We start from the raw sequence: 17881 nt of genomic DNA on the forward strand, positions 1-17881 counted from the left end.
GATGACCATGTTCGACACAGTGCTGGTCGCCAATCGTGGCGAGATCGCGGTCCGCGTCATCCGTACGCTGCGCGAGCTCGGTGTGCGTTCGGTGGCCGTCTTCAGCGACGCGGACGCGGACGCCCGGCATGTCCGGGAGGCGGACACAGCGGTACGGATCGGTCCCGCGGCCGCGTCCGAGAGCTATCTGTCGGCGGACCGGCTGCTGGCCGCTGCTGCCCGCAGCGGCGCCCAGGCCGTCCACCCGGGCTACGGCTTCCTCGCCGAGAACGCCGCCTTCGCACAGGCCTGCGCGGACGCCGGGCTCGCCTTCATCGGCCCGCCGCCCTCCGCCATCTCCCTCATGGGCGACAAGATCCGCGCCAAGGAGACCGTGCGCGCCGCAGGTGTGCCGGTGGTGCCCGGGTCCTCGGGCAGCGGCCTCACCGACGACCAACTGGCCGCCGCCGCACGCGAGATCGGCATGCCCGTCCTGCTGAAGCCCTCGGCGGGCGGCGGCGGCAAGGGCATGCGTCTGACCCGCGTCGAGTCCGCGCTGGCCGACGAGATCGCGGCGGCGAGACGAGAGGCACAGGCGTCCTTCGGCGACGACACGCTACTGGTGGAGCGGTGGATCGACCGCCCCCGGCACATCGAGATCCAGGTGCTCGCCGACGGCCACGGCAATGTGATCCACCTCGGCGAGCGCGAGTGCTCGCTGCAGCGCAGGCACCAGAAAGTGGTGGAGGAGGCCCCCTCGGTCTTCCTCGACGAGGCCACCCGCGCGTCGATGGGAGAGGCGGCGGTCCAGGCCGCGCGCAGCTGCGGCTACCGGGGCGCGGGCACCGTGGAGTTCATCGTGCCGGGCACCGACCCGTCCTCGTACTTCTTCATGGAGATGAACACCCGCCTCCAGGTCGAGCACCCGGTGACGGAGCTGATCACCGGCATCGACCTCGTCGAGTGGCAGCTGCGCGTCGCGGCCGGCGAGGAACTGCCCTTCACGCAGAAGGACATCACGCTCACCGGCCACGCCATCGAGGCCCGTATCTGCGCGGAGGACCCGTCCCGGGGCTTCCTCCCCTCCGGCGGCACGGTGCTTTCCCTGCACGAGCCGCAGGGCGACGGCGTACGGACGGACTCGGGCCTCGCCGAGGGCACCGAGATCGGCAGCCTCTACGACCCGATGCTGTCGAAGGTCATCGCGTACGGTCCCGACCGCGCGACCGCGCTGCGCAAGCTGCGGGCGGCGCTGGCGGACACCGTCACCCTCGGCGTGCCGACCAACGCGGGCTTCCTGCGCCGCCTGCTGGCCCACCCCGACGTCGTCACGGGCGACCTGGACACGGGACTGGTCGAGCGCGACGTGGACAGCCTGATCCCGGACGGCGTACCGCCCGAGGTGTACGAAGCGGCCTCGGCCGTACGGGACTTCGGCCTCCGGCGTCCCGCCCGGGAGGACGGCGGCGGCTGGGCCGACCCCTTCGACGCACCGAGCGGCTGGCGCCTCGGCGGCACCCCGGCGCCCGTCCGGCACTGGCTGCGCGTGTCCGGACTCGACCCCGTAGAGCACCGGACGGCGGTCGGCAGCAACGCCCAGGTGTCCGAGCGCCGGGTGTCCGTCACGGTGGACGGCGTCGTGCACACCTTCCGGCGTGCGGGCAGTTGGCTGGGCCGGGACGGGGACAGCTGGAACGTCCTGGACCACGACCCGGTGGAGGCCACGCTCAGCGGCGCCGCCCGAGGCGGGGCGGACACGCTGGCCGCGCCGATGCCGGGCACCGTCACGGTGGTCAAGGTGGCCGTCGGGGACAAGGTCGAGGCCGGGCAGAGCCTGCTCGTCGTCGAGGCGATGAAGATGGAGCACGTCATCTCGGCCCCGCACGCCGGCACGGTCACCGAGCTCGATGTGCGGCCCGGCTCCACGGTCGCCATGGACCAGGTCCTGGCGGTGGTCGCCCCGGCAGAACCGGTAGAACCGGCGGCCCCCGCACCCGGGTCGCCCGAAGCACCCGCCCCCGCCACCGCCACCGCCACCATTTCGGCCGAGGAGGAGAAATGACGCTGCCCATGGTCGTCCCGGTGGACGGGCTGCCGCCCCGGGTCCGTATTCACGAGGTGGGCCCGCGCGACGGGCTGCAGAACGAGAAGACGGTCGTGCCCACCGAGGTGAAGGCCGAGTTCATCCACCGGCTCGCAACCGCCGGGCTCACCACCGTCGAGGCGACCAGCTTCGTGCACCCCAAGTGGGTGCCCCAACTGGCCGACGCCGAGCAGCTGTTCCCGATGCTGGCGGACCTCGACGTCGAGCTCCCCGTGCTCGTCCCGAACGAACGCGGTCTGGACCGCGCCCTCGCCCTGGGCGCGCGCCGCATCGCCGTGTTCGCCAGCGCGACCGAGACCTTCGCGAGCCGCAACCTCAACCGGACCGTGGACGAGTCACTCACCATGTTCGAGCCGGTCGTCGCGCGGGCCCGCGCGGACAGGGTCCAGGTCCGCGGCTACCTCTCCATGTGCTTCGGCGACCCGTGGGAGGGCCCGGTCCCGGTCCCCCAGGTGGTCAGGGTCGCCAAGGCCCTCATGGACCTCGGCTGCGACGAGCTGAGCCTGGGCGACACCATCGGGGTGGCCACCCCCGGCCATGTCCGGGCCCTGCTCACCGCCCTCGACGAGGCGGGCGTGCCCACCACCGCCGTCGGCGTCCACTTCCACGACACGTACGGGCAGGCCCTCTCCAACACCCTCGCCGCCCTCCAGCACGGCGTCACCACCGTGGACGCGTCGGCGGGCGGCCTGGGCGGCTGCCCGTACGCGAAGAGCGCCACCGGGAATCTCGCCACCGAAGACCTCGTATGGATGCTCCAGGGCCTCGGTGTCGAAACCGGGGTCGATCTCGGCCTGCTCACCGCCACCAGCGTGTGGATGGCCGAACGGCTGGGCCGCCCCAGCCCCTCCCGTACTGTCCGCGCCCTCTCCCACAAGGAGTAAGCAGCAATGCCGCTCGACCACCGGCTCTCCGCCGAACACGAGGAACTCCGCCGCACCGTGGAGGCGTTCGCGCACGATGTCGTCGCCCCCAAGATCGGCGACCTCTACGAACGCCATGAATTCCCGTACGAGATCGTCCAGGAGATGGGCCGGATGGGCCTGTTCGGGCTGCCCTTCCCCGAGGAGTACGGCGGCATGGGCGGCGACTATCTCGCCCTGGGCATCGCTCTCGAAGAGCTGGCCCGCGTCGACTCGTCGGTGGCGATCACTCTCGAAGCGGGCGTCTCGCTCGGCGCGATGCCGGTGTTCCGCTTCGGCACGGAGGAGCAGAAGCGCGAGTGGCTCCCCCGGATGTGTTCCGGCGAGATGCTCGGCGCCTTCGGACTGACCGAGCCGGACTGTGGCTCGGACGCGGGAGGCACCAGGACGACCGCGGTGCGCGAGGGCGACGAGTGGGTGATCAACGGCTCCAAGTGCTTCATCACCAACTCGGGCACCGACATCACCGGCCTGGTCACCGTCACCGCGGTCACCGGCCGCAAGCCCGACGGCAAGCCGCTCATCTCGGCGATCATCGTCCCGTCCGGCACCCCGGGGTTCACGGTCGCCGCGCCGTACTCGAAGGTCGGGTGGAACGCGTCGGACACCCGCGAGCTGTCCTTCTCCGACGTACGGGTCCCCGCCGCGAACCTCCTCGGTGAAGAGGGCCGCGGTTACGCCCAGTTCCTGCGCATCCTCGACGAGGGCCGAGTCGCCATCTCGGCACTCGCGACGGGCCTCGCCCAGGGCTGCGTGGACGAGTCGGTGTCGTACGCCAAGGAGCGCCACACCTTCGGCCGGCCCATCGGCTCGAACCAGGCCATCCAGTTCAAGATCGCCGACATGGAGATGCGCGCCCACATGGCCCGCATCGGCTGGCGCGACGCGGCGTCGCGCCTGGTCGCCGGTGAGCCCTTCAAGAAGGAGGCGGCCATCGCGAAGCTCTACTCGTCCACGATCGCCGTCGACAACGCGCGTGAGGCCACCCAGATCCACGGCGGGTACGGTTTCATGAACGAGTACCCGGTGGCCCGGATGTGGCGGGACTCCAAGATCCTGGAGATCGGCGAGGGCACCAGCGAGGTCCAGCGGATGCTGATCGCCCGCGAGTTGGGCATGACGGGCTGACGTCCCGGTCGTACGGGACAGGGCTCCTGGGCCCTGTCCCGGCCGCAGCAGGGGCAGTTGGCGCCGCCGGGCCCCGGCCGGCCCTCGGGCACACCGGCGCCGCCGGGCCCCCGGACCCGCCGGGCCCCCGGACCCGCGTCGGGCACGGCGCGCCCACCGGGGTGTGTCAGGCCCCCGCGGCCGCGTCGGGCGCCGCGGTCACATCGCTCACCGCGGTCGCATCCGGGTGGAGCACCCGCGCCAGGAAGGCCTGGGTGCGCAGGTGCTTCGGCCGGCCCAGCACCTCCTCCGGTGTGCCCTCCTCGACGACGCTGCCCTCGTCCATGAAGACCACCCGGTCCGCGACATCACGCGCGAAGCCCATCTCGTGCGTGACCACCAGCATCGTCATGCCCTCGTCGGCGAGCTTGCGCATGACACCCAGTACGTCCCCCACCAGCTCGGGGTCGAGTGCGCTGGTCGGCTCGTCGAAGAGCATCAGCTCGGGGCCCATCGACAGCGCCCGCGCGATGGCGACGCGCTGCTGCTGGCCACCCGAGAGCTGCGCGGGGAAGCTCTCCTCGCGGTCCGCGAGACCGACCTTGGCGAGGTTCTCCCGCGCGACGCGGCCCGCTTCCTCCTTGTCGCGTCCGAGCACCCTGCGCTGGGCGATGGTGAGGTTCTGCAGGACGTTCAGGTGCGGGAAGAGATTGAACTGCTGGAAGACCATGCCGATCCGGCGGCGTACCGCGTCGAGGTCGACGTCCGGGTCGGTGAGGTCGACGCCGCCGACGGTCACCGTGCCGGCGGTGGGCTCCTCCAGCAGGTTCACGCAGCGCAGCAGCGTCGACTTGCCGGACCCCGAGGGGCCGATGACACAGACCACCTCGCCGCTGCGCACGGTGAAGTCGATGCCGCGCAGCACTTCGAGGTCGCCGAACGACTTGTGCAGGCCCTGGATCTCGATCGCCTCGGTCATGACGCGATCACCTCGCCTTTGCATGACGGGCCTCTAGGCGCCGTACGAGATAGCCGAGCGGGATGGTGATCAACAGGTAGCACAGGCCCGCCACGAAGATGGGGGTGGTGTTCGCCGTCGTACTGGCCAGGTCCCGGCCGAACTTGGTGAGTTCGCGCTGCTGGAGCGTGACCCCGAGAAAGAGCACCAGCGAGGAGTCCTTGAAGAGCAGGACCAGTTCGTTGGTGAGCGGCGGCACGATGACGCGGAACGCCTGCGGGATCACGATCGAACGCATCGCGGTGGCGTGCGACATGCCCAGGGTGCGGGCCGCCTCCAGCTGTCCGCGCGGGACGGCCTGGATGCCGGCCCTGATCGTCTCGGCCATGTAGGCGGCGGCGACCAGGCCGAGGGCGACGGCGACCTGCCCGTAGGCGCCGCCGGGGAAAGAGACGCCGGGGAAGGCGAGCGGGACGCCCACGCCGACGAAGATGAAGATCAGCAGGGCTGGCAGGCCGCGGAAGAACTCGATGTACGCCATGGCGATCCAGCGGTAAGGCGCCACGGACGAGAGCCGCATCAACGCGACGACGAGCCCCAGGACGAGACCCACGCCGAAGCCGGTCAGCGTGTACACCACGGTGTTCAGCAGGGCGACCGTGATGATGTCGGGGAAGAGCTCCTTGGCGACGGACGGGTCCAGGAACTGCTCCTGGAGCACGGTCCAGTCGGCCAGCGCGCCCACGACCACCACGATGACCGCGAAGACCGCGTACTGCACGCCGCGCGAGATCCGGCGGCGGCGGCGCGGTGACATCCGCTTGCGCACCGCCGGCTTCTCGGGCGTCAGGGTGGTCACTGGCCGTCGACACCCTTCGGCATCGGGCCGATCCACTGCTCGTACAGCTTCTTGTACGTGCCGTCCGCCTTGGCCTTCTTGATGGCCTTGTCGATCAGTTCGACGAGCTTGGCGTTGCCCTCCTTGCGGACCGCGAAGCCGTACTGCTCTCCGGTGTCGAGATTGCCGACGATCTCGTACTTCGCGGCGGTGGCGGGGTCCTTCAGCCAGTTCTGCACGACCGGGTAGTCCTGCACGATGACATCGACCTGCCCGGTGCGCAGCCCGTTGAGCTCGGCGTCGGAGCTCTCGAAGGACTGCGGGTCGGCGCCGTGCTTGTGCGCGAAGTCCTCACCGGTGGTGGAGGACTGCGAACCGAGCTTCAGCTTCTGCTCGGTGATGTCCTCGACGGTCGACGCCTTGATGCCCTTACGGGCCAACAGGGCCTGGGTGGCCTCGAAGTAGGGCGTGGAGAAGGCGAGGTTCTGCTTGCGCTCATCGGTGATCGTCATGCCGGCCGCGGCGACGTCACAGACGTTGGCGTTGAGGTCGGCGCCGGTCTTGATCGTCTCGAAGGACTTGTCGACGATTTCCTGCTTGACGCCGAGATCCTTGGCGACCAGATCGATCATGGAGACATCGAAGCCGACGACCTTGCCGTCCTTCTCCGACTGGAAGGGCGCGTACGGGAGGTGGGTACAGGTGGTGATCTGGCCTGCCTTGACCAGTTTCGCACCCTTTACCGTGGCGCCGTCGTCGCTGCTGCCGCACGCACCGAGCGACAGGGCCAGCGAGGCGGCGACACAGACCGTCGCGGTGCGACGGAAGGGCGGACGGCGGGACGGGCTCATGAATTCCCCTTGCACAGGAGGGTCGGTCGGACCCGCGGATCACCATTGATTCGCGATCAAGTGTCCACACCCTGTCGGAGCGGCAGAAGAAAGTCCACCACTTGTTTCTGTCCCTGAAACACTCGCCGATGACCAGGGTTTGCGCATGCCGGGCTCACGGCGCCGACGACACCACCGCGTATCGGCAGAAGCCGTACGAACGGGGGCCCGCCGCAGCGCGCCACGGGTGGGGACGGGTCCGACAGCGCGGTTCTCCACCGGTCCTGGGAATGGGGCCGGCGGGGGGCCTGGCGCGGCGGCGTCGGTCGCGGGGGCGCGTTCGGTCGGTCCTCCGAGCCGATGGACCGGCTCCGGGCTCGCACGACGGCCGGCGCCCCATCGCCCCTCGCGAAGCGGCCGGGCCCGAGGGCGCGGGAAGTCCCGCCCGTTCCTTGCCGGCAACGGTGCAGGGGTGCGAAGTGGCGCTGCCCGGCGAGGGCGGCAGCACCACAGAGGCGCGTGAGGTTAGGCTAACCTATCTTCGGACTTGCCCCCGTGGTGGACCTCGCCGCACCTACGAAAGCAGACAGCGCCATGCCCCGAGCCCGAGCTTCCCACCTCCCCCACCTCTCCCGTCGCGGCCTCATCGCTGCGGGCGGCGCCCTCGGTATCGGCGCCGCGCTGACCGCCTGCGGAGAGACCTCGGCGAAGAGCGAGAGCGAGAGCGCGGGCACGAGCGCCAAGAAGACCGGCCCCTGGTCCTTCGAGGACGACCGCGGCAAGACGGTCAAGGCCAAGAACACCCCGAAGAGCATCGTCGCCTTCACCGGCACCGCCGCCGCCCTCCACGACTACGGCGTCGAGGTCAAGGGCGTGTTCGGCCCCACCCGGGCCAAGGACGGCAAGGCCGATGTGCAGGCCGGCGACCTCGACATCTCCAAGGTCGAGATCATCGGCAACACCTTCGGCGAGTTCAACGTCGAGAAGTACGCCGCGCTCAACCCCGATCTGCTGGTCAGCGCCATGTGGGAGAAGAACGTCCTCTGGTACGTCCCCGAGCAGTCCACGAAGAAGATCTACGCGGTCGCTCCGAGCGTCGCCCTGTGGGTCTCGCAGACGAACATGCCCAAGGCGATCCAGCGCCACGCGGACCTCGCCGAGTCCCTCGGCGCGGACCTGAAGGCCAAGAAGGTCACCGACTCCAAGCTCCGCTTCGAGAAGGCCGCCGCGCGGCTGCGGCAGGCCGCCAAGTCCCGGCCCGAGATCACTGTGATGGTCGGCTCGGCCAGCCAGGACCTCTTCTACGTCTCCCTCGCGAAGACCTCCGCCGACACGCTCTACTTCGAGGAGCTGGGCGTGAAGTTCGTCAAGCCGAAGGTGGACTCGGCCGGCTTCTTCGAGGGACTCAGCTGGGAGAACCTCGGCAAGTACAAGGCCGACATCATCATGATGGACAACCGCACCTCGGCCCTGCAGCCCGCCGCGCTCAAGGACAAGCCGACCTGGGCGGGGCTGCCCGCCGTCAAGGCCGGCCAGGTCATTCCGCGCACCACGGAGCCGATTTTCTCGTACGACAAGTGCGCCGTGATCCTTGAGGACCTCGCCAAGGCCGTCGAAACGGCCAAGAAGACCGGCTGACCCCGCGCACCGACCCGCCGACCCCCCGGCCAGGAGGCCCCGCATGACGGCGACAGCCGCCGGAACGACCGCCCCCTTCCGCCTCTTCGGCCTGACGGTCCTGCGGACGCGGCGGCCGAGCCCCTCACTGGTCAGGGTGGTCTTCGGGGGCGACGAGCTGGAGGACTTCGCATCCGGGGACCGGGATCAGAGCCTCTCGCTCTTCTTGCCGCACCCCGGCCAGGACGAGCCGGTGCTGCCGTCCTTCGACGACGAGAACTGGTTCGCGAGCTACCGGGCGCTGCCCGAAGGCGTACGGGCCGTCATGCGCTCGTACACGGCGCGCCAGCAGCGTCGTACGGCGGTGGGAACGGCCGAGGTCGACATCGACTTCGCGCTGCACGAGGACGGCGGCCCGGCCTGCCGGTGGGCCACCGACACCGAGCCCGGTGACCGGGTCATGGTGCTCGGCCCCGCCGTCGAGGACAACACCGGCGTACGTTTCCGTCCGCCCCGGGACACCGACTGGGTCCTGATCCGGGCCGACGAGACCGCGCTGCCCGCCGCCGCCGCGGCCCTGAAGTGGCTGCCGGCCGGCGCGAAGGCCAAGGTCTGGATCGAGGTCCAGCACACCGAGGACCGGCTGGAGCTGGCGACCGACGCCGACGCGGACATCACCTGGCTGGTATGGGACGAGGCCGCGCCCTCCGCGCTGGAGGCCATCGGCGCGGTGCCCGCGGCCGGACTGCCCGCAGGGACGCCGTACGCCTGGATCGCGGGGGAGGCCTCCTCGGTGCGAGCGCTGCGCCGTTATCTCGTGCGGGAGCGCGCATTCGACCGCAAGCGCGTCACGTTCGTCGGGTACTGGCGGCGGGGGCTCAGCGAGGAGCAGTTGAGAGAACGGGCCGAGGAAGCCTGAGCAGGAGGCCTGTTCACGTCGGGGGGGCCGCGGTGGCCGGGGCGAAGGCCGGTGGGCGTCAGTATGTGAAGTTCAGCGTGTGAAGTTCGCCCTGCCCGATTGCGAGCCGACGTCCACGGACCTCGTGGCCGCCTTGGACCTGATCGCCGGCCATGCCGAGCAGTACCCGGGAGACTCTCTTGACCACACCTGCTGACGCGCCACTCGACGGACCCGGCCGCCACGGCCAACACGGCGAGAATGATGACGCGTTCACGGAGTCGAAGCCCGGCTTCGGGCCGTCCGCCGTCGCGGGTGGCACCCAAGGCCCCGACGTACTACGCGAGTTGACGGGCATCGTGATCGACGCGCTCGCCGAGGGCGCCGCGGAGCGGGGCGGGCCACTGCCGGCCGGTGGGCCCGACACCGTGGCCGCCGAGGTACGGGCCGTCTGCTCACCCGCACTGCCCATGCGGGGAACCGGCGCCGAGGAGGCGCTCCGTACCCTCGTCAAGGCGGTGACCAAGGGCGCCGCCGATCCCGCCGACCCGTACTGCGTGGCCCATCTGCACTGCCCGCCGCTGGCGGTCGCCGCCGCCGCCGACCTGGCCGCGTCCGCGCTCAACCCGTCCATGGACTCCTGGGACCAGGCGCCCGCCGCCGGGGTCGTCGAGGACGAGGTCACCGGCGCGCTCGCCGCTCTCGTCTACCCCGGGCTGCCGCGACCGGACGCGCTGATCACCAGCGGCGGCACCGAGTCCAACCTGGTGGCGCTGCTGCTGGCCAGGGAGCGGGCGCGGGACGCCGGAGAGCGCACGGTGCAGGTGGTCTGCGGGACCAACGCGCACCACAGCGTCCAACGGGCCGCCTGGACGCTGGGGTTGCCGACCCCAGCCACCGTCGAGTGCCGGGGCGGGCGCATCGTGCCCGAGGCGCTGGACCTGGTGCTGACGGAGTTCGCGGGGGCCCCGATGCTGGTGGTGGCCACCGCGGGCACCACCGACGAGGGCCTGATCGACCCGCTGCCCGAGATCGCGAGGGTCGCCGCCGCGCACGGCGCCGAGTTGCACGTGGACGCCGCGTACGGCGGACCGCTGCTGTTCAGCGACCGGCTCGCGCCGCGCCTGGTGGGCATCGAGTCGGCGGTCTCCGTCACCTTCGACCTGCACAAGCTGGGCTGGCAGCCGGTCGCGGCCGGGCTGCTCGTCGTCAACGACACCCGCACCCTGGACCATCTCACTTTCCAGGCCGACTACTTGAACGCCGACGACGACACCGAGGCGGGGCTGCCCGACCTCCTCGGCCGCTCCATCCGCACCTCGCGGCGCCCCGACGCCCTGAAGATCGCGGTGACCCTGCGGGCCCTGGGCCGCGAGGGCCTGGGCGCGCTGGTCGAGCACTGCGTCGACACCGCGCAGGGGTTCGCCTCGGCGGTCACCGCGCAGCCCGAGCTGCGGTTGCGCCCCGGCGCACTGGGCATCAGCACCGTGCTGTTCCGCCCGGTCGCCGCCGACCGGCTGCCGACCGCCGCGGGCGACGGGCTCGTCGCGGCCGTCCGGCGCCGACTGCTCGAAGAGGGACGGGCGGTCCTCGGTCGCGCGGTGGCCGTCGACGGGGACGGGCAGCGGAAGTTGTGGCTGAAGGCCACGCTGCTGCACCCGGTGTTCCATCCCGCGGATCTCACCGGGCTGCTCAAGCTGGTCGCCGACTGCGCGGCGAACCGCGCCCCTTCCCCCCACCTCCCTGGAGCCACCGGATGAACGCCCCCACCGCCGACGACGAAAAGATCCTCGACCTGCTCGGTGTGGGCATCGGGCCCTTCAACCTCTCGCTGGCCGCGCTCGCCGACGGCGTACCGGAGCTGAGCACCGCGTTCCTGGAACAGCGCCCCGCCTTCCACTGGCACGCGGGGCTGCTCATCGAGGGCGCCACACTTCAAGTCCCCTTCCTCGCCGACCTGGTGAGCCTGGTGGACCCGACCAGCCCGTGGTCGTTCCTGAACTACATCCGGATCCGGGAGCGGCTCTTCCCCTTCTACTTCGCCGAGCGCTTCCACATGGACCGCGCGGAGTACGACGCGTACTGCCGCTGGGCCAGTGAGCAGCTGCCGTCCTGCCGCTTCGGCCACCAGGTGGACACGGTCCGCTGGGACGCCGGACGCGAGGCGTTCGAGGTGGACTTCACCCTTCTCGACGCGGACGGCGGCGCCGAGGGCGTCGGCCGCCGCTTCGCGCGCAACCTGGTGCTCGGTGTCGGTACGGCGCCGAAGATCCCCGATCCGCTGCGGGCCCTCACCCACGACCCGGCCGCCCCGGTCTGGCACTCCGCCGAATACCTGGACCGGCGCGCGCGGTTGCTGGCCGCCGACCATGTCACGGTGATCGGGTCCGGGCAGTCGGGCGCCGAGGTGTTCCTCGATCTGCTGCGCCACCGGCCCGAGGGCGGCGAGGGGCTGACCTGGCTGACGCGGACCCCGGCGTTCGCGCCGATGGAGTACAGCAAGCTGGGCCTGGAGCAGTTCACGCCCGATTACACGCGCTACTTCCACGGCCTGTCGGAGCCGGTGCGCGACCGGCTGCTGCCGCAGCAGTGGCAGCTGTACAAGGGGGTCAGTGGCGACACGCTCGGCGAGATCCACGACGAGCTGTACCGGCGCACGCTGGGCAGCCGGTGGCCCGACGCCGCGCTCACCCCCGGGGTGGCCGTGCGCTCCGCGCGGCGCGCCGCGGACGGCCGGATCGAGCTGAGCGTGACCCACGCCCAGCAGGAGACCCGGGCGCGGCTGATGACGGACGCGGTGGTGCTGGCCACCGGTTACGCCGAGCGTCCGATGGAAGGGGTGATCGAGCCGCTGCTGCCGCACCTGTCGCGCGATGAGGCGGGGCGGCCCGAGATCGACGCGGACCACCGGCTCGTGCTCGACGACAAGGTGGGCGGGTCGGTGTTCGTGCAGAATGCGGAGCGGCACACCCACGGGGTCGGCGCCCCGGACCTGGGCCTGGCCGCCTGGCGCTCGGCCGTCGTCCTCAACGCCCTGACCGGGGGCGGCGCCTACGCGCTTCCTTCGCGTACCGCCTTCACCACCTTCGGCCTCGGCGGCGCCGCGGCCCCGCCCGCCGCGCCGACGTCCCGCCCCGCGGCGGGCAGGGCGTCACCGGCGGGCGGCGGGTCCCGGAACGAGGGCCTGCACACCAGGTAGGCCTTGTCAGCATCAACTCCCGGCTTTCCATCAGAAAGGGATCCGTCATGAGCCCGCCGCCGAACCACCGGCATCCGACTGTTCCGCTGCCCCCGGGCCGGCCGGCCGCGGACTCCATCGCCGATGGAGCCGCCGCCGAGAGCCTGCTGCGCTGCTGGGTGCGCGAGACCGGCGTGCCGCGGCCGGTGGACGGCGTCCTGAAGCTGGAGCTGCCCGCGACCGGCACCGCCGTCGAAGTCCCGGTCGTGTACTGGTCGGCCGTCGGCTGGCACCGTTTCGGCCAGGCCCGTGTCGCCGGAGTCGGCACTCCGCTCGCAGCCCCCGCGCTCGCCGCGCTCATCGCCGTCGAGACGACGGCCGCCGACCCCGCCGCCGTCGCCGACCTGACCGGCCGTGTCAGCGACTCCACGCGCCGCGTCGCCGACTTCGTCCGGGCCCGCACCGACGCCCCGCAGGACCCCGAGGGCACCACACCCTTCCTGGCCGGCGAACAGGCGCTGATCTGCGGCCACCCGCTGCACCCGACGCCCAAGAGCCGCGAGGGCGTCACCGACGCCGAACTACGCGCCTACTCACCCGAGTTGCGTGGCGCCTTCCCGCTGCACTGGTTCGCCGCCGACCCCTCCGTCCTCAGCGCCGACTCGGCTCTCGGCCGCAGCGCGCAGGACCTGATGGCCGAGCTCGCCGGTGACCTGACCGCGCCGGCGGGCACCGTCCTGGTGCCCGCCCACCCCTGGCAGGCCAAGGACGTCGTCAGCCGCCCCGGGGTGCGGGCGCTGCTCGCCGCGGGGCTGCTGCACGACCTCGGCCCGGCGGGCCCCCACTGGTCGCCGACCTCCTCGGTGCGGACCGTGTACCGTGCCGACGCACCGGTCATGCTGAAGTTCTCCCTCGGCCTGCACATCACCAACTCCCGCCGTGAGAACCTGCGGATCGAGCTGGAGCGCGGCACCGCGATCGACCGGCTGCTCACCGCGGGCCTCGGCGAGGCGCTGCGCGCCGCGCACCCGGGCTTCGAGATCGTGCGCGATCCCGCGTGGATCGGGGTGGACGCCGCCGACGGCTCGGCCACCGGCCTGGACGTCGTCGTACGCGACAATCCGTTCCCCGGCGGCGCCGACAGCACAAACGCCGTCTGCGTGGCGGGACTTGTGTCCGTGCGCCCCGACCTGCCGACGGGCCGCTCCCGGCTCGCGGACCTCGTGCACACGGTCGCGGGACGCACCGGGCGCCCGGTCGCCGAGGTGGCCGAGGAGTGGTTCGGGCGCTACCTGGAGGCGGTCGTCACCCCGGCGCTGTGGCTGTACGCGACGTACGGCCTGGGCCTGGAGGCGCACCACCAGAACACCCTGGTCGTGCTCGACGACGAGGGCATGCCGGCGGGCGGCCGTTACCGCGACAACCAGGGCTACTACTTCTCCCCCACCCGCTCCGCCGCGCTCTACCCCTGGGTCCCCGGCGTGGGCCGCGACCTGGGGACGTACGTCGCCGACGAGGTCATCGACGAGCGGCTCGTCTACTACATCGGCATCAACAACCTGCTCGGCCTGGTCGGCGCCCTGGGGTCCGAGGGTCTCGCCGACGAGTGGGCCCTGCTGCGGCGCGCCGACGCGGCGCTCGGCAAGCTCGCCGCGGAGCACGGCGACCGGCTCCGGCTCGCCGGCGTCCTGCGCACCTCGCCCACCCTGAGTTGCAAGGCGAATCTGCTGACGCGGGTGCGGGGCATGGATGAGCTGACGGGCCCGCTGGAGGCCCAGTCGGTCTACGTCGACATCGTCAACCCCCTCGCGGAGGTACATCAGTGACCACTACTCAGGACCTCCCGGTGACCCTGGCCGACCTGGAGGACGGGATGTTCACCCTGCGGGCCGTCGACCCGGACGCCGACCTGGCGACGGTGCACGCCTGGATGAACGACCCGCAGGTCGCCCGCTTCTGGGAGACGGCCGAGCCGGCGGAGAAGATCGGGGAGTATCTGCGCGGGCAGCTCGCCAGCAGCTACTCCACGCCGTACATCGGATGCCTCGACGGCACACCGATGAGCTACTGGGAGCTGTACCGCGCGGATCTCGACCCACTGCTGAGCGGCCGCTACGACGCGGTCCCGCACGACGCGGGGGTGCATCTGCTGCTCGGCCCCTCCGACGTCCGGGGCCGTGGGCTCGGCGCCGACCTGCTGCGGGCGGTCTCCGGCTGGCAGCTGACGAGCCTGCCGGACGCGCGGCGGGTGGTCGCCGAGCCCGACGTGCGCAATGTGCGTTCGGTGCGTGTCTTCGAGCGGGCGGGGTTCCGCAAGGTGCGGGAGATCGACCTGGCCGACAAGCGGGCCGCGCTGATGGTCCGCGAGCGCACCGTGTGACGGGCGGGGCGGGCCGGGGAACAGCCCCGCCGGGCGTCCCCGACCCGCCACCGCTCACCTCACCGCGCGGCCCAGGGCACCTGCGACGACCGGTAGAAGTCGATGCCGAGGGCGGCCAGCCGGGGACCCTGCGCCCCCAGCCGCACCTTGTACGCGTCCCAGTCGTGCGTCGCCGTGGGCGACCAGCCGAGCTCGGCGATGCCGGGCAGCCGCGGGAACGCCATGAACTCGATGTGGTCGTTGGTCGAAAGGGTCTCCGACCACAGCGGCGCCTCGACCCCGAGGACGGATCCGTCCGGCACACCGGGGAGATACGTCTGCGGGTTCCAATCGTAGGACCGCTGCACCTCGACAAGTCCCGCCCAACTCAGGCCCAGCGGCGTGTCCTTGTTGTACTTCATGTCGAGGTAGGCGCGGTCGGCCGGCGAGAGCACCAGCTTGGTGCCCTCCTTCGCCGCGTCGACGACCTTCGCCTTCTCCGCCGCCGAGGTCGCGTCGTAGCCCCAGTACTGGGCGACGGCGCCCTCGACCGGCCTGGCGCCGGCCAGCTGGTGCCAGCCCATGACCTTCTTGCCGTACTTGCCGACGATGGCCTGCGCCCTGTCCATGAAGGTCACATAGTCCTCATGGCTGGTGGAGTGCGCCTCGTCGCCACCGATGTGGAGGTACTTGCCCGGGGTCAGCGCGGCGAGCTCCCGCACCACGTCGTCCAGGAACCTGTACGTGACGGCCTTGGGCACACACAGCGAGCTGAAGCCCACTTCCGTGCCCGTGTAGAGCGGCGGCGCGATCCCGTCGCAGTTCAGCTCGGCGTACGAGGCCAGTGCGGCGTTGGTGTGGCCCGGCAGGTCGATCTCGGGGACGACCTCCAGATAGCGCGAGGACGCGTGCCGCACGATCTCCTTGTAGTCGGCCTTCGAGTAGTAGCCGCCGGGGCCGCCACCCACCTGGGTCGAGCCGCCGTACGTCGCGAGCCGTGGCCAGGATTCGATGGCGATCCGCCAGCCCTGGTCGTCGGACAGATGCAGATGCAACTTATTGATCTTGTAGAGGGCCATCTGGTCGATATAGCGCTTGACCTGATCCACCGTGAAGAAGTGCCGCGAGACGTCGAGCATCGCACCCCGGTAGCCGTAGCGCGGTACGTCCTCGATGGTGCCGCCGACCACCTTCCAGGGCCCCTGCTGCCTGGTGTCCTTCTCGACCGCCGCGGGCAGCAGCTGACGGAGCGTCTGGACGCCGTGGAAGAGACCGGCGGCCCTGGCCGCGGTGATGGTGACCCCGTACCGCCCGGACTGCAGCCGGTAGCCCTCGGCGCCCAACGAGCGGTCGGAGCTGAGCCGGAGGCGGATGCCGTCCTTGGCGTCCCGGTTGGTGACCGGCAGCGCGTATCCGGTGGACGGACGCAGGACGTCCGCCAGATACGCGCCGATCCGGTGCGCCTCGTTCGAGTCGTCGTCGACCCGGATCCGGGTCTTGTCCGAGAGGGCATACGAAGGCCCGCCCTCGGAAACGGAGGCGGGCGCGGGGACCACTTGGCCCAACGGTCTGGGCTTCGCCGCTGGTTGGGCGGTGGCGGGGCCGGCCGCGATGCTCGTGGCCCCGGCCGCGACAACGAGCAGCAGCGGAGCGAGCATGCGGGGAATCGATCTGCGGTGTCTCACAAGCGGTCCCTTCAAGGGGCTGCGCAACTGTGGCGCGATGCAGGCGAACGGTCACCATGGGTACCGTGCGCCCCACTTCGGGTCAAGGGTGTAGACCACTTCTCGCCCTCAGGAGGGAGGATCCCCGGTCTCGGGTGCGAGAATCCCCGCCATGGCGGAAATCATCCAGAAAGACGGGACATGGTCCTTCGACGGGGACACGGTGCGGATCGTGCCGGGCCGCGGCAGCCGGGTGCATCCCGTACGCCAGTCCCTGGGCGAACTCGCCGTCCCGCTCGCGGCCTTGGCGGGCATAGCCTTCGAACCGGGCCGCAAGGGCGGCGGGCGAGGCTGCGGCTGCGCGAGGGCGCGTGCCCGCTGCTGCTGGCGGCCGACGGCCGGCTCCCGGACAGCGCCGACCCCTACCGCCTCGCCGTGGAGCAGGACCGCACGGGTGTGGCCGAGTACTTCGTCGACGAGGTGCGCAACGCGCTGCTGATCGAGCAGGTGCCCGCCGACCCGGTCGACCACTTCCTGCTGCCCGGCCCCTCGGTGCCGGTGCCGGGCGGTGGCGGGGACGGCACAGCCTCCATCGACGGCGACCGTGTCCGCCTCACCTGGAACTGGAAGGCCGAGGACTCCAAGACCGCGGCGGGGGCGACCACCCTCCCCCTGTCGGAGGTGTCCGCGGTGCGCTGGATTCCGGCCATCGGTCTGGAGAACGGCCATCTGATCTTCGTCCCGCACAAGGGCGTGGCCACCGCCCCGGCCAAGTACGACCCGTACGCACTGGATCTGTGGGGGCTGTCCAAGAAGGAGTACTCGGCGGTGCTGGTCGCCGCCGCGGTGCTGGTGCGCAAGCCGCACCCGCCGGCCGAAATCCCCGAGGCGGCGCCGCCGGCCCTGACGAAGGCCGACCCCGCGCCACAGGCCGCCGGCGAGGACCATGACGCGCTGCTGCGCAGGCTGCGTCAGCTCGGGGAGCTGTATCAGGCCGGGCTTCTCACGGACGATGAGTTCAGCACGGCGAAACAGGCCGTTCTGAAGCGCCTCTGAGCCAGTACGGCACAATCCTGCCCGATTGCGGGCAGGATTCTTGCTAAAGCCTCGCCGAAACAGCAGTATCGACGGGTGCTCGAACGCCGACCGTCCAGCTCGTCGCACGACGACCTCATCGATCACCTGGTACGCAGCACCGCGCTCCCGCGCGGTGAGGCCGCCCGGGTGGTGCTGGACGTACTGGCGTACTTCGACGAGACGACCGAGGAATTCGTCCGCCGCCGCCACCGTGAACTGCAGTCCGGCGGCCTGGTGAACACGGACATCTTCGAGCGGATCGCGGCCGAGCTGCCGCATCGCGCGGTGGCGCCACCGGAGCTCTCGCTCCGTCAACTGCGCCGCCTCGTCTACGGCTGAGCACGGCCAC

Annotated in this window: 14 protein-coding genes and 2 pseudogenes; 12 read left to right on the plus strand and 4 right to left on the minus strand. The window is 71.3% G+C overall.

The window, feature by feature from the left end; all coding sequences use genetic code 11:
• Positions 1-7 precede the first annotated feature (7 nt).
• Genes ACLLJJ_RS11920 through ACLLJJ_RS11930 form a run of 3 tightly spaced genes read left to right on the plus strand, consistent with a single transcriptional unit; the run spans position 8 to position 4134 of the window.
• Positions 8-2041 (plus strand): acetyl/propionyl/methylcrotonyl-CoA carboxylase subunit alpha, encoded by a 2034-nt coding sequence (locus tag ACLLJJ_RS11920; protein WP_434600383.1) that lies wholly within the window; start codon positions 8-10, stop codon positions 2039-2041.
• Positions 2038-2967: a hydroxymethylglutaryl-CoA lyase gene (locus ACLLJJ_RS11925; RefSeq protein WP_434589791.1), complete on the plus strand. Its 930-nt coding sequence runs from the start codon at positions 2038-2040 to the stop codon at positions 2965-2967. Before ACLLJJ_RS11920 ends, ACLLJJ_RS11925 begins: the two co-directional genes overlap by 4 nt.
• 6 nt (positions 2968-2973) lie before the next feature.
• Entirely contained in the window at positions 2974-4134 is a 1161-nt protein-coding gene (locus ACLLJJ_RS11930; RefSeq protein WP_434589793.1) for an acyl-CoA dehydrogenase family protein, read from the plus strand.
• A 166-nt stretch (positions 4135-4300) separates the two neighbouring features.
• Here the strand turns inward: ACLLJJ_RS11930 and ACLLJJ_RS11935 are convergent, their stop codons facing one another.
• Genes ACLLJJ_RS11935 through ACLLJJ_RS11945 form a run of 3 tightly spaced genes read right to left on the minus strand, consistent with a single transcriptional unit; the run spans position 4301 to position 6760 of the window.
• A complete protein-coding gene (locus tag ACLLJJ_RS11935) occupies positions 4301-5092 on the minus strand; it encodes an amino acid ABC transporter ATP-binding protein (protein WP_434589795.1) in 792 nt (263 codons plus the stop codon).
• A 7-nt stretch (positions 5093-5099) separates the two neighbouring features.
• The gene (locus tag ACLLJJ_RS11940; RefSeq protein WP_434600384.1) at positions 5100-5888 is read right to left on the minus strand and encodes an amino acid ABC transporter permease; all 789 of its coding nucleotides are present in this window, start codon (positions 5886-5888) and stop codon (positions 5100-5102) included.
• A 38-nt stretch (positions 5889-5926) separates the two neighbouring features.
• A complete protein-coding gene (locus tag ACLLJJ_RS11945) occupies positions 5927-6760 on the minus strand; it encodes a transporter substrate-binding domain-containing protein (RefSeq protein ID WP_434589798.1) in 834 nt (277 codons plus the stop codon).
• Positions 6761-7333: 573 nt separating this feature from the next.
• On the opposite strand from ACLLJJ_RS11945, the gene ACLLJJ_RS11950 reads away from it, so the two are divergent.
• The 7 genes and pseudogenes from ACLLJJ_RS11950 to ACLLJJ_RS11980 all read left to right on the plus strand — a co-directional run bounded on the left by ACLLJJ_RS11950 (position 7334) and on the right by ACLLJJ_RS11980 (position 14812).
• Positions 7334-8377 carry an ABC transporter substrate-binding protein gene (locus ACLLJJ_RS11950; protein WP_434589801.1) on the plus strand — a complete coding sequence of 348 codons (1044 nt, stop codon included), beginning with the start codon at positions 7334-7336 and terminating at the stop codon, positions 8375-8377.
• A gap of 43 nt (positions 8378-8420) precedes the next feature.
• Positions 8421-9275, plus strand: a complete 855-nt coding sequence (locus ACLLJJ_RS11955; protein WP_434589804.1) for a siderophore-interacting protein — start codon at positions 8421-8423, stop codon at positions 9273-9275.
• Between the two features lie 20 nt (positions 9276-9295).
• Positions 9296-9471: pseudogene (locus tag ACLLJJ_RS11960) on the plus strand (pyridoxal-dependent decarboxylase); the annotation flags it as partial.
• On the plus strand, positions 9455-11014 hold the full coding sequence (locus ACLLJJ_RS11965; RefSeq protein ID WP_434589807.1) for a pyridoxal phosphate-dependent decarboxylase family protein: 1560 nt from the start codon (positions 9455-9457) through the stop codon (positions 11012-11014). The pseudogene ACLLJJ_RS11960 and the gene ACLLJJ_RS11965, both read left to right, overlap by 17 nt.
• A complete protein-coding gene (locus ACLLJJ_RS11970) occupies positions 11011-12453 on the plus strand; it encodes a lysine N(6)-hydroxylase/L-ornithine N(5)-oxygenase family protein (protein ID WP_434589810.1) in 1443 nt (480 codons plus the stop codon). Before ACLLJJ_RS11965 ends, ACLLJJ_RS11970 begins: the two co-directional genes overlap by 4 nt.
• A 47-nt stretch (positions 12454-12500) precedes the next feature.
• Positions 12501-14258: an IucA/IucC family protein gene (locus ACLLJJ_RS11975; protein WP_434589812.1), complete on the plus strand. Its 1758-nt coding sequence runs from the start codon at positions 12501-12503 to the stop codon at positions 14256-14258.
• On the plus strand, positions 14255-14812 hold the full coding sequence (locus ACLLJJ_RS11980) for a GNAT family N-acetyltransferase (protein ID WP_434589814.1): 558 nt from the start codon (positions 14255-14257) through the stop codon (positions 14810-14812). The genes ACLLJJ_RS11975 and ACLLJJ_RS11980 overlap by 4 nt, the downstream gene beginning before the upstream one ends.
• 59 nt (positions 14813-14871) lie before the next feature.
• On the opposite strand, the gene ACLLJJ_RS11985 is transcribed toward ACLLJJ_RS11980, so the two are convergent.
• Positions 14872-16449, minus strand: a complete 1578-nt coding sequence (locus ACLLJJ_RS11985) for a beta-N-acetylhexosaminidase (protein ID WP_434589817.1) — start codon at positions 16447-16449, stop codon at positions 14872-14874.
• Positions 16450-16627: 178 nt separating this feature from the next.
• On the opposite strand from ACLLJJ_RS11985, the pseudogene ACLLJJ_RS11990 reads away from it, so the two are divergent.
• Both ACLLJJ_RS11990 and ACLLJJ_RS11995 read left to right on the plus strand, forming a co-directional pair.
• Positions 16628-17511, plus strand: a pseudogene (locus tag ACLLJJ_RS11990) (DUF4429 domain-containing protein).
• Positions 17512-17586: 75 nt separating this feature from the next.
• A complete protein-coding gene (locus tag ACLLJJ_RS11995) occupies positions 17587-17871 on the plus strand; it encodes a hypothetical protein (protein WP_434589820.1) in 285 nt (94 codons plus the stop codon).
• The last annotated feature ends 10 nt before the right edge of the window (positions 17872-17881 follow it).

The sequence above is a fragment of the Streptomyces sp. A5-4 genome (assembly GCF_051131715.1).
Taxonomy (GTDB): domain Bacteria; phylum Actinomycetota; class Actinomycetes; order Streptomycetales; family Streptomycetaceae; genus Streptomyces.